Here is an 11,872-nt window from a genome sequence, read left to right on the forward strand (position 1 = left end):
AAGCGGCATCAACGAACCGGGGTGGGGGTGAGGAAAAGCGCAACGCCACTACCCCCACCCCGCTCCGCTTCGCGGATCGACCCTCCCCACAAGGGGGAGGGTGGGAGGCGCCGTCACTTGCTCATCGCCGCCAGCCACTCGTCCACCCAGGCTTTGCGGTTGGCCGCGACCTCCTCGGGACTGAACAGCAAGGTCTTGGTCGGCTTCACCAGCTTGTTGAAGGCCGGGTTGAGCGGCTTGTCGGTCTTGCCGGCCGGGAACATCCAGTTGGTCTCCGGGATGACGTCCTGGAATTTCGGCCCGGTCATGAAAGCGATGAACTTTTCCGCCTGCGGGTTCTTCGCGCCCGTCTTGGTGACGCCGGCGACTTCGATTTGCAGGTATTCTCCCTCCTCGAAGGACGCCGCCTGGTAGCGTTCGGTGTTCTCCGCCACCATGTGATAGGCCGGCGAGGTGGTGTAGGAGAGCACCATCGGCGCCTCACCCTTGGTGAACAGGCCGTAGGCCTCGCTCCAGCCCGGCGTCACGGTCAGCACCTTCTGCTTCAGCTTCGCCCAGGCTTCCGGCGCCTTGTCGCCATAGACCGACTTCACCCAGAGCAGCAGGCCGAGGCCCGGCGTCGAGGTGCGCGGATCCTGGATGACGATCTTGTCGGAGGCGCTGCCCTCGACCAGCTCCTTCAGGCTTTTCGGCGGGCTCTTCAGCTTCTCGGTGTCGTAAACGACGGCGAAATAGCCGTAGTCAAAGGGCACGAAGGTATCGTCGCTCCAGCCGCCGGGCACGTTGATGCCGGACACTTCGCCATGCGGCGCGAACAGGCCGCTCGCCTTGGCGTCCGCCGTCAGGTTGGTGTCGAGCCCGAGCACGATATCGGCCTTGGTGCCGGTGCCTTCCAGCTTGACGCGATTGAGCAATGCCACGCCGTCGGCGACCGAGACGAATTCGAGGTCGCAGCCGCATTCGGCCTCGAATTCCTTCTTCACCGCGGGTCCGGGACCCCAGTCGGCGGTGAAGCTTTCATAGGTATAGACAGTGAGCTTGTCCTTCGCCTCGGCGGGCCCGAGACCCGCCAGCAGCGAAACCAGGCCGGTTGCGAGAATAAGCTGGGACCATAGTGAGCGCATCGGCGCCTCCTTCGTTCGTGTTAAAGGAATTGAGGCGTCGGGTGGTCCGAGACGTCTAATCCCTCCGCCGGTACAAACCGGATCAGGTTCAGCGGGTTGGCTTTTTCTGCCTCTCAGCCGGTTCGCAAAAGTAGCGTCCGGCACCCCGTTAGAGCGCTTCGAGACATAGGCCCGGCCGAAGCGGCGCGCAAGCGGAAGTTGCCGGGCATCCAATGCATCACGGCTTACTCCGTAACGAGCGCCGTTCCGTTTGGATGCGCCCGGCTTCCGTTTCGCGGGCGGGGCTGGTAAGGGCGACGGCCATGGGCACATTCACCATCCTGCTTGGCGGCGAACTCGTCCGCACGCCTCGGCTCGAGCGCCAGATCGAAGGCTCGCGCGTCATCGCCGCCGACGGCGGCATCGGCCATGCCCGCATGCTTGGCCTCGTGCCGGAGCTCTGGGTAGGCGATTTCGATTCGGTGCCCGCGGACCTGCCGGAGGATCTGGCCGCCGTGCCGCGCAAGATCTTTCCGGCCGAGAAGGACATGACTGACGGCGAGCTCGCCATCGCCGAAGCGCTCGCGCGCGGCGCCACCAGCCTGGTGCTGGCCGGCGCCTTCGGCGGCAGGCGCGCGGACCATGCCTTTCTGCATCTGGCGCTTGGGCTTCGGCTGGCCGAGGCCGGCACCAATATTCTGCTGACCAGCGGCGCACAGGAAGGTGTCCCCATCCTGCGGGGCAAGGCCGGCTTCGACTATGCCGACGGCACCTTGTTCTCGGTGCAGGGCTTCTCCGATCTCACCGGCCTGACGGTCACCGGCGCAAAATGGCCGCTCGATCGCGTCGCGGTGGCGTTCGGCTCCTCGCTCACTATATCGAACGAGGTCAAGGGACGGCTCGAGATCGCGCTCGAGCGCGGCCGGGCGCTGCTTCTCGCCCACCCTTATCCTCTTCCCGAAAGCTGAAATGGCTCCGCCTCTTCTCAATCTCGACGGCATAAAACTGACCTTCGGCGGCACGCCGCTGCTCGACGGCGCAGCACTGAGCGCCTCCGCCGGCGAGAAGATCGCGCTGGTCGGCCGCAACGGCTCGGGCAAGTCGACGCTGCTCAAGATCGCCGCCGGGCTGATCGAGCCGCAGGACGGCGAGGTCTTCCGCCAGCCTTCGGCGACGGTTCGCTATTTGCCGCAGATGCCGGACATGGACGGCTTCGCCAGCGTGCGCGCCTATGTCGAGGCGGGGCTGGGCCCGGCTGACGATCCGCATCGCGCTACTTATCTCATGGAGCATCTCGGCCTTACCGGCGAGGAACGGCCGAACGACCTTTCCGGCGGCGAGGCACGCCGCGCAGCCCTTGCCCGTGTCATGGCGCCCGAGCCCGACATTCTGCTGCTCGACGAGCCGACCAACCATCTCGACCTGTCGATCATCGAATGGCTGGAAGAGGAGCTTGCACGCACCTCCTCGGCGGTGATCCTGATCTCGCATGACCGCCGCTTTCTCGAACGCGTCTCGCGCGCCACCGTCTGGCTCGACCGCGGCCAGACGCGGCGGCTGGACAGGGGCTTTGCGCATTTCGAGGAGTGGCGCGACCAGGTGCTTGAGGAGGAAGAGCGCGAGCAGCACAAGCTCGGCCGCCAGATCGTGCGCGAGGAGCATTGGCTGCGCTATGGCGTGACGGCCAGGCGCAAGCGCAATATGCGCCGGCTCGGCGAGCTGCAGGCCATGCGCCAGCGTTTCCGCAGCCATCGCGGCGCTGAGGGCACGGCGACCATGGTGGCGAGCGATGCCGCCGAATCCGGCAAGCTGGTGATCGAGGCCAAGAACATCGAGAAGCGTTTTGGCGACCTTACTGTGGTCAAGGGTTTCTCGACCCGCATCCAGCGCGGCGACCGGGTCGGCCTTGTCGGTCCGAACGGCGCCGGCAAGACGACGCTGCTCAAGATGCTGACCGGCGAGCTGGCGCCGGACGCGGGCACCGTGCGGCTCGGCGTCAATCTGGAGATCGCGACGCTCGACCAGAAGCGCGAGGCGGTCGACCCGCAGGAGACGCTGGCGCACTACCTGACCGACGGGCGCGGCGAGAACCTTCTGGTCAATGGCGAGCAGCGCCATGTCGTCTCCTACATGAAGGATTTTCTGTTCAAGCCGGAGCAGGCGCGCACGCCGGTGCGCGAGCTTTCGGGTGGCGAGCGGGCGCGCCTGCTGCTCGCCCGCGTGCTGGCGCGGCCGGCGAACCTCCTGGTGCTTGACGAGCCGACCAACGATCTCGACATGGAGACGCTGGAACTGCTGCAGGAACTGGTCGCCGGCTTTGCCGGGACGGTGATCCTGGTCAGCCACGACCGCGATTTCCTCGACCGCACCGTCACCAGCGTGATCGCGCCCGACGGCGGCGGCCGCTGGATCGAGTACGCCGGCGGCTACTCCGACATGCTGGCGCAGCGCGGCCGCTCGAGGCTCGAGGAACGCAGGGCAAGGCCGAAGGCCGAAACCACCGACGCAAGCTCTGCGCCGAAGGGCGAGCAGGCGACCGCGAAAGGCCCGGCGAAGAAGCTTTCGTTCAAGCAGAAATTCGCGCTGGAATCCCTGCCGAAGAAGATCGAGGCGGTGACGGCCTCGATCTCGAGGCTGGAGAACAACATCGCCGATCCGTCCTTCTACGAACGCGACCCGGTCTCCTTCCAGAAGACCATTGCAGCGCTGGATAAAGAGCGCACCACGCTGGCGGCGCTCGAGGAAGAGTGGCTGGAGCTGGAAATGCTGCGCGAGGAGATGGAAGGCTGACGAGCTTGCGTGCACGCGGATATGCGCTTACTTTATGCGCATAAAGAGGTAGGCCATGCTCCAGTCGACTGCAAAGCCACAGCGTAAATCCGTCAACACCTCGATCGATTCCAGATTGATCGAGGAGGCCAAGGCGTTGGGCATCAACATGTCCCGCGCTGCCGAGCAAGGAATCGCCAAGGCAATTTCTGCCGAAAAGACGCGCCGCTGGCAGGAGGAGAATAAGCAGGCGCTCGAAAGCTCCAACGACTACGTCAAGCGCAACGGGCTGCCTTTAGCCAAATACCGGCTATTTTGATGGCCCGATATGACTTCTACCGAAACGCAGGAAGCGGCGGTTATCTCCTCGACGTCCAGTCCGACCTGCTGGAGCACCTCGACACCAAGGTCGTCGTTCCGCTTCTGCCGCCCAACATGGCACCCTTGCCGGCCCGCAGGCTGAATCCAATCTTCAGGATTGATGGCGAGGACCATGTAATGGTCACTCAATTCATGTCGGCTTTGACGGCTTCCGAACTGCGGGCGACAGAAGGGAATCTCGCCAGACATCACGACGAGATCGTCGCCGCTCTTGATATGCTGTTCCAAGGCTTTTGAGCCGCCGGCGACCTCTGCTCAACCCGACGTCTTCGTCGCCCAGGCCTTCAGCGCCTCATCAAAAACCTTCCCGCCGGGGATGCCCTTTTCCATGGTGAGCAGCGCACGGCGTCCGGTCTTGTAGACCACCGGCACGTCGATCCAATCCTGTCCCCTGAGCAGCGTCAGGTTCGCGTCCTCGTCGGCCTTGGTGTCGTTGAGCGCGACGAGGAAGAAGCCGTCGGCGATCTTGGCCGGGATGCCGATCAGCGGGCTGCCGGCATCCTGTTCCGAACTCTTCATGGCGATGCGCAGGATGTTGTCGACGCCGCCGCCGTCAAACCCTTCCGGCGTCAGGAAGATCATCTCGATGATGTGGCTGGCCGGCAGGGTCTGGTCGGTATTGCGCCGGATGGTCATCCTGAGCTGGATGTCCTTGCCCGGTATCGTCGCCTCGGCGCGGATCGCCGGCTCCGGCGGCAGGTCGCCGCCCGGCGATTCCTGCACCAGCGACCAGACAATGCTGCCGGGCTCGGCCGTGCCCTGCTGCGTGCTGGTGCGCTCCTCATAGAAGATCGCCTTCTGGCCAACCGGCACGGTCGCCTCAGCCGTCGCGGGCGCAGGCGCGGTCCCAGACGCGGGTGGCGTGGTGCCAGCCGCCGGCGGTGTCGTCCCCGCGGCGGGAGGCGTAGCGCCGGCAGCCGGCGCGGGCGGATTGGCGGTGGCATCGGCCGGCGCCGGCGGCGTTGCTCCCGCCGCGGACGGCGGCGCGCCCGGCGTTTGCGTGGCCGCGGCCGGCGGCGTGCCGGCGGCGGGCGGGGTCGTCGTCGCGGGCGCGGGCGGCGGCACGGTTGCGGCCGGCGGCGGCGTGGTCAGCGCGGCGACCGATTCACCTTCGCCGATCGTAGCCTGCCCGCCGGCGGGGCCGGGATCGACCTCTTTGCCATCAGACGTCAGGCGCTGGGTGAATTTGGCCGTTTCGGTCGGCTCATTGGCAGTGGCCGCGTTGTTGCCCGCGGCGGGCGGCGTGGCCGCCGTCTCGGTGGCCGGCTTTGCCGGAGCGGGCTTGACCAAAGGCTCGGTCGAGACCGACTTGCTGCCGCCGCCGTTCAGGCCGAGCATCGAGCGGAACGCATCCTTGTTCAGCCAGACGCCATAGCCGCCGCCGGCCAGCACCAGCAATGCGACAACGGCCGCGATCAGCCCGCCATAGCTGCGTCTGCGCGGCGCCGGCCGTAGCCGCTGGAAAGTATCGGCCGGCTGCTCGTCATTGGCGAAGACATCGCTGCCGTCGTCCGGCTCGGCGGCGTTCGTGCCGGGCAGGCCGACGTCGTCCTCGCGCGGCGAGGGCATCGGCGGCAGTGCCGAAGGCACTTTGTGCCAGCCGCCGGGTTCCGTCTTCGTTGCCCCTTGCCAGCTTGGTTCCGTCTTTGCTGCGCCTTGCCAGCTCGGTTCCGCCTTCACCGGTGCCGGCGCCGGCTTGAAAGGCTCAGGCTTGGCCGGTTCGGGCTTCGCCACCGGCGGCTGCCGCACATGGCTTGGCTGGTTCTTGTTGCGGTCGATCGACGAGAAGATATGTTCCAGCTCCGCCAGCGGATCTTCCGCCGGAGCCGGCTTGGGCGCCGGAGCCGGCGCTGTATACTCCCGTTCGACGCTGGAAATGGCATCTTCCAGCGAGCGCTTCTGCTTGGCGATGACATCGGCGGACAAAGGCGGAGAATAGTCCGCGAGCTTCTTCGCCAGTGCCCCACGAGCATTCTCGTAGATCCGCTTGCGCAGCTCGAGCGAAGGCTCGCCGTGCTTCTCAAGCTGCTTTTTCAGAACACTAACGAAATCCGCCATGCGTCAGTCGACCTGCATTCTTTCCCCGGGCCGCAAATCAGTCGTAGCGCCGGGAAGGGCTGTGAAACTAGTCTTGAAACGGGTCGGTCACAAGTATCGTGTCGTCCCGCTCCGGGCTGGTGGAGAGCAGCGCAACCGGGGCGCCGATCAGCTCTTCGATGTAGCGGACATATTTGACCGCTTGCGCCGGCAGATCGTTCCAGCTCCTGGCGCCCGCCGTCGTCCCCTTCCAGCCCTCGAGCGTCTCATAGACGGGTTCGACGCGCGCCTGCGCGCCCTGGCTGGCCGGCAGATAGTCGATCAGCTCGCCATCGAGGCGGTAGCCGGTGCAGACCTTGATCTCGTCCAGCCCGTCGAGCACGTCGAGCTTGGTGAGCGCGATGCCCTTGATGCCGTTGACGGCGACAGCCTGGCGCACCAGCACGGCGTCGAACCAGCCGCAGCGGCGCTTGCGGCCGGTGACGACGCCGAATTCGTGGCCGCGCGTGCCGAGGAACTCGCCGATCTCGTTCTTCTGCTCGGTCGGGAACGGACCTTCGCCGACGCGCGTCGTATAAGCCTTGGTGATGCCGAGCACATAGCCGATCGCGCCGGGCCCGGTGCCTGAGCCGGCCGCCGCCTGTCCAGCCACCGTGTTGGACGAGGTGACGAAGGGATAGGTGCCGTGGTCGATGTCGAGCAGCGTGCCCTGCGCGCCCTCGAACAGGATGCGCTCGCCCGCGCGCCGCTTGTCGTCGAGCACTTTCCAGACGCGGTCCATGTAGGGCAGGATGTCGCCGGCCACCGAGGTCAGTTCCTGCATGATCGCCTCATGCGTCGCCTCGGCATGGCCGAGCCCGCGGCGCAGCGCATTGTGATGCGTCAGCAGCCTGTCGACCTTCAGGGGAAGCGTTTCCAAATCCGCCAAATCCATCACCCGGACGGCGCGCCGGCCCACCTTGTCCTCGTAAGCGGGACCGATGCCGCGGCGGGTCGTGCCAATCTTGGTTCCGGAATTCGAGGCGGCGTCTTCGCGGAATCCGTCCAGCTCCCGGTGCAGCGACAGGATAAGCGCGGTGTTTTCGGCTATTTTCAGGCGCTCTGGCGTCACGTCCACGCCCTGCTCCTTGAGCTTCGCCACTTCCGCGACGAAGGCATGCGGATCGAACACCACGCCATTGCCGATGATCGACAGCTTGCCCTGCCTCACCACGCCGGACGGCAGGAGCGACAGCTTGTAGACCTTGCCGTCGACGACCAGCGTATGACCTGCATTGTGGCCGCCCTGGAAGCGCACGACCACGTCGGCACGTTCCGACAGCCAGTCGACGATCTTGCCCTTGCCTTCGTCGCCCCACTGCGAGCCGACGACCACCACATTGGCCATGTTCTTTTCCCTTGAGATGCCGCCTTGGCGGCTTGAAACGACAGGCCTCTATAGACTCATGTGCCGGCCGATGCGACCCTTTCTTTGCCGCCGAAAACCCCAGAGCATGGTGCCGAAAAGGGGAAGCCGGTTTTTCGGAAGAGATCATGCTCCAACCGTCATCCTGATCCAGGCACAACAAATTCCGGCTTTCGCATCATTTACTTGGCCCGGCCGTCGCAATAGGTCGGATTAGCTCCTCAAACGCGTCCCCGCACCGGATTGAGCAATGCATCGAGCCGCCTATCTGTTCCTTCTCTCCACCACGCTGCTATGGGGCGGCAATTCCGTGGCCGGCAAGCTTGCCGTCGATCACGTGTCGCCGATGACGCTGGTCTTCCTGCGCTGGGTATTGGCGGTGCTGATCCTGCTGCCCGTCGGCTGGCGGGCGTTTCGCGAGGACTGGCCCGAATTGCGCCGGCATTGGCTGCTGCTCGCCGGCCTCGGCGCCTGCGGCTTCACGATCTTCAACGTCATCTTCTACACGGCGCTGAACTACACGACCGCCATCAACGTCTCGATCGAGCAGGCCGCCATACCGATCGTCATCATCCTTGCCAATTTCGTGCTGTTCCGCCTGCATGTGCAGCGCCTGCAGATCGTCGGCGTGGCGCTGACCATCGTCGGCGTCGCCCTCACCGCGAGCCATGGCGATCTCAGCCAGTTGCTGAAGCTCGAGCTCGATTTCGGCGACGCCATCATGCTGGTCGCAGTTCTCTGCTACAGCCTCTATTCGGTGGGGCTGCGTCTGAAGCCCGCCATCCGCTGGCAAAGCCTGATGCTGGCTTTGTCGTTCGCCGCGCTTTTGACCTCATTGCCCTTCTTTGTCTGGGAAGTGGCGGCGGGCCGCGTCATCGTCCCGGACGCGAGAGGATGGACGATCGCGTTCTACACCGCGCTCGGCGCTTCCGTCGTCTCGCAGATCTTCTACATTCGGGGCAATGAGCTCATCGGTGCCAACCGAGCCGGGCTGTTCATCAATCTGGTGCCGATCTTCGGCACGCTGCTTTCGGTGCTGATCGTCGGCGAGCGGTTTGAGCTCTATCAGGGTCTTGCGCTTGCGCTCGTGCTCGGAGGCATCGCGCTGGCCGAATACAGCGGCAGAAGGGCTACCTTGCGGATGCTGCGATCTCCCTTGCTGAATACGCAAGGCAGCGATTGACAATGACGATGCATGATCGAGCCCGCTTCCCCTACGGGCGAGATCTGACAAGGCCTGATATTATGGAAACGCCCCGCTTGCTGCCACAGGCGGGGCGTTTCCATTTCAGGCGATTGGCGCGTTCACTCGCTCCCGACGTCGAACCGGAGCGGCTTGGCCGAGTCGATCGACTCGTGCGCCCGCAGCTGATCCAGCACCTTTTCCGGAAACGGCGCGTCGAGATAGAGCAGCGCGATCGCATCGCCGCCCGGCCGGTTGCGGCCGAGCTGGAAGTTGGCGATGTTGACGCCGTTCTCGCCGCAGACGGTGCCGAGCAGGCCGATGATGCCGGGCGCGTCGGCATTGGTCGTGTAGAGCATATGCTGGCCGACCTCGGCGTCGAGGTTGATGCCCTTGATCTGGATGAAGCGCGGCTTGTGGTCCGAGAAGCAGGTGCCGGCGATCGAACGCGTCATATGCTCGGTGGTGACGGTTAGCTTGATATAGCCGTCGAAGACACCCGACTTGTCTCGCTTGACCTCGGCGACGATGATGCCGCGCTCCTTCACCATGATCGGCGCCGACACCATGTTGACGTCCGAGACCTGCGGCCGGATCAGGCCGGCAAGGGCGGCGCTCACCAGCGCGCGCGTGTTCATCGTCGCGGTCGAGCCGTCGAACAGGATCTCGACCTCCTTGATCGGATCCTCGGTGACTTGGCCGACAAAGGCGCCGAGCACTTCCGCCAGCTTGACGAACGGCTTCAGCCGCGGTGCTTCCTCGGCGGTGATCGAAGGCATGTTGATGGCGTTGGAGACGGCACCCTTGATCAGGTAGTCCGACATCTGCTCGGCAACCTGCAGCGCGACATTCTCCTGCGCCTCGGTGGTCGAGGCGCCGAGATGCGGGGTCGCCACGACATTCTCCATGCCGAACAGCGGATTGTTCTCCGCCGGCTCGACTTCGAACACGTCGATACCGGCGCCGGCCACCTTGCCGCTCTTCAGCGCGCCAACCAGGTCGGCCTCGACGACCAGGCCGCCGCGCGCGCAATTGATGATGCGCACGCCGTCCTTCATCTTGGCGATCGCAGCCGCGTCGATGATGTTGCGCGTCTTGTCGGTCAGCGGCGTGTGCAAGGTGATGAAGTCGGCGCGGGCGAAAAGCTCGTCGAGCTCGACTTTCTCGACGCCGAGCTCCTCGGCGCGGCTGTCCGACAGGAACGGATCGAAAGCCACGACATGCATCTTCAGGCCGACGCCGCGGGTGGCGACGATCGAGCCGATATTGCCGCAGCCGATCACGCCCAGCGTCTTGCTGGTGATCTCGATGCCCATGAAGCGGTTCTTTTCCCACCTGCCGGCATGCGTCGAGGCGTTGGCCTCCGGGATCTGGCGCGCCAGCGCGAAGATCATCGCAACGGCGTGTTCCGCCGTGGTGATCGAATTGCCGAAGGGCGTGTTCATCACGATGATGCCCCTGCGGCTTGCCGCCGGGATGTCGACATTGTCGACGCCGATGCCGGCGCGGCCGACGACCTTGAGCCTGGTTGCGGCATTGATCAGCTTCTCGGTGACCTTGGTTGCCGAGCGGATGGCCAAGCCATCATATTGGCCGATCACTTCGAGCAGTTTTTCCTTGTCCTTGCCGAGATCGGGCAGGTAGTCGACCTCGATGCCGCGATCCTTGAAGATCTGCACGGCGGTGGTTGAAAGCTTATCCGATACGAGAACGCGGGGCGCCATGGCGGCCTCCTTCAAAATGGGATTGATCCGTGTGGGGATCGGCGGCCCGAAGGCCGCCGTGCAATGATCTCAGGCCGCCGCCTTGAGCGACGCCTTCTGCGTGGCGAAGGCCCAGTCGAGCCATGGCAGCAGCGCCTCGAGGTCGGACGTCTCGACGGTCGCGCCGCACCAGATGCGCAGGCCGGGCGGCGCGTCGCGATAGGAGCCGATGTCGTAGGCGACGCCTTCCTTGTCGAGCGCCGAGACAATGCCCTTGGCGAACGCCGCCTGACCGTCGGCGTCGAGCGCCGCCACTTGCACGTCGGTGAAGGAGAGGCAGACCGAGGTATTCGAGCGTGTCGCCGGATCGGCGGCCAGATGACCGAGCCATGGCGACTTGTCGACGAACCGGTCGAGCACCGCGGCATTGGCGTCGGCGCGGGCAATCAGCGCGTCCAGGCCGCCGATCGACCTCGCCCATTGAAGAGCATCGAGATAGTCCTCGACGCACAGCATCGACGGCGTGTTGATGGTTTCGCCCTTGAAGATGCCTTCGATCAGCTTGCCGCCCGAGGTCAGGCGGAAGATCTTCGGCAGCGGCCAGGCCGGCTTGTAGGTTTCCAGCCGTTCGACGGCGCGGGGCGACAGGATCAGCATGCCGTGCGCGCCCTCGCCTCCCAGCACCTTCTGCCAGGAGAAGGTCACGACATCGAGTTTTTCGAAGTCGAGCCTCTGGGCGAAGGCAGCCGAGGTGGCGTCGCAGATAGTCAGACCCTTGCGATCGGTTGGAATGAAATCGCCGTTCGGCACCCGCACGCCCGAGGTCGTTCCGTTCCAAGTGAAGACCACGTCGCGGTCGAAATCGATCTTGGTGAGGTCCGGTAGTTCGCCATAGCCCGCTTCGAAGCGGCGCACGTCGGCGAGCCTGAGCTGCTTGACCACATCGGTCACCCAGCCGGAACCGAAGCTTTCCCAGGCGACCATGTCGACGCCGCGCTCGCCGAGCAGCGACCACAGCGCCATCTCCACCGCGCCGGTGTCGGATGCCGGCACGATGCCGATCCGGTAGCCGGCCGGAACCTTGAGGATTTCGCGCGTCAGCTCGATCGCCTGCTCGAGCTTGCCCTTGCCGATCTTGGCGCGGTGGGAGCGCCCGAGCGCGGCAGCCTTCAGCGCCTCGGCCGACCAGCCGGGACGTTTTGCGCAGGGACCTGAGGAGAAATTGGGGTTTGCCGGACGGAATCCGGGCTTGGTAAGCGTCGTCATCGTGGTCTATCCTTCCAGATAGTGG

The 11,872-nt window shown here is 65.1% G+C and carries 10 protein-coding genes and 1 riboswitch; of the genes, 5 read left to right on the forward strand and 5 right to left on the reverse strand.

The genetic code is table 11. From position 1 onward, the window contains the following. Positions 1 to 113: 113 nt before the first annotated feature. Positions 114 to 1,124 carry a thiamine ABC transporter substrate binding subunit gene (gene thiB / locus EOA38_RS14740; protein ID WP_127299516.1) on the reverse strand — a complete coding sequence of 337 codons (1,011 nt, stop codon included), beginning with the start codon at positions 1,122 to 1,124 and terminating at the stop codon, positions 114 to 116. Between the two features lie 42 nt (positions 1,125 to 1,166). Beyond that, positions 1,167 to 1,282: riboswitch (TPP riboswitch) on the reverse strand. A gap of 144 nt (positions 1,283 to 1,426) precedes the next feature. Here thiB and EOA38_RS14745 point away from each other — a divergent pair. From EOA38_RS14745 to EOA38_RS14760, 4 genes are read left to right on the forward strand one after another with little or no spacing between them, the layout of a single operon-like run. Next, positions 1,427 to 2,071, forward strand: coding sequence for a thiamine diphosphokinase (locus tag EOA38_RS14745; protein WP_127299517.1), 645 nt, complete (start codon positions 1,427 to 1,429; stop codon positions 2,069 to 2,071). 1 nt (position 2,072) lies between these two features. Further along, complete coding sequence (locus tag EOA38_RS14750; RefSeq protein WP_127299518.1) at positions 2,073 to 3,893, forward strand: ABC-F family ATP-binding cassette domain-containing protein; 1,821 nt, start codon at positions 2,073 to 2,075, stop codon at positions 3,891 to 3,893. Positions 3,894 to 3,948: 55 nt separating this feature from the next. After that, positions 3,949 to 4,191, forward strand: a complete 243-nt coding sequence (locus tag EOA38_RS14755; RefSeq protein WP_127299519.1) for a type II toxin-antitoxin system CcdA family antitoxin — start codon at positions 3,949 to 3,951, stop codon at positions 4,189 to 4,191. Continuing rightward, the gene (locus tag EOA38_RS14760; RefSeq protein ID WP_127299520.1) at positions 4,191 to 4,490 is read left to right on the forward strand and encodes a CcdB family protein; all 300 of its coding nucleotides are present in this window, start codon (positions 4,191 to 4,193) and stop codon (positions 4,488 to 4,490) included. The genes EOA38_RS14755 and EOA38_RS14760 overlap by 1 nt, the downstream gene beginning before the upstream one ends. 18 nt (positions 4,491 to 4,508) lie before the next feature. Here the strand turns inward: EOA38_RS14760 and EOA38_RS14765 are convergent, their stop codons facing one another. Further along, complete coding sequence (locus EOA38_RS14765) at positions 4,509 to 6,311, reverse strand: hypothetical protein (RefSeq protein ID WP_127299521.1); 1,803 nt, start codon at positions 6,309 to 6,311, stop codon at positions 4,509 to 4,511. Between the two features lie 67 nt (positions 6,312 to 6,378). Continuing rightward, on the reverse strand, positions 6,379 to 7,677 hold the full coding sequence (locus EOA38_RS14770) for an adenylosuccinate synthase (protein ID WP_126091458.1): 1,299 nt from the start codon (positions 7,675 to 7,677) through the stop codon (positions 6,379 to 6,381). A 268-nt stretch (positions 7,678 to 7,945) separates the two neighbouring features. Between EOA38_RS14770 and EOA38_RS14775 the strand changes: the two genes are divergently transcribed. Continuing rightward, on the forward strand, positions 7,946 to 8,878 hold the full coding sequence (locus EOA38_RS14775) for a DMT family transporter (protein ID WP_127299522.1): 933 nt from the start codon (positions 7,946 to 7,948) through the stop codon (positions 8,876 to 8,878). A 122-nt stretch (positions 8,879 to 9,000) separates the two neighbouring features. Here EOA38_RS14775 and serA read toward each other — a convergent pair whose 3' ends face one another. Beyond that, positions 9,001 to 10,602: a phosphoglycerate dehydrogenase gene (gene serA / locus EOA38_RS14780; RefSeq protein WP_127299523.1), complete on the reverse strand. Its 1,602-nt coding sequence runs from the start codon at positions 10,600 to 10,602 to the stop codon at positions 9,001 to 9,003. A gap of 69 nt (positions 10,603 to 10,671) precedes the next feature. Beyond that, positions 10,672 to 11,847 carry a phosphoserine transaminase gene (locus EOA38_RS14785; RefSeq protein ID WP_127299524.1) on the reverse strand — a complete coding sequence of 392 codons (1,176 nt, stop codon included), beginning with the start codon at positions 11,845 to 11,847 and terminating at the stop codon, positions 10,672 to 10,674. Positions 11,848 to 11,872: the final 25 nt, after the last annotated feature.

It is taken from the genome of Mesorhizobium sp. M1E.F.Ca.ET.041.01.1.1 (genome assembly GCF_003997355.1).
In the GTDB taxonomy this organism is placed as follows: domain Bacteria; phylum Pseudomonadota; class Alphaproteobacteria; order Rhizobiales; family Rhizobiaceae; genus Mesorhizobium.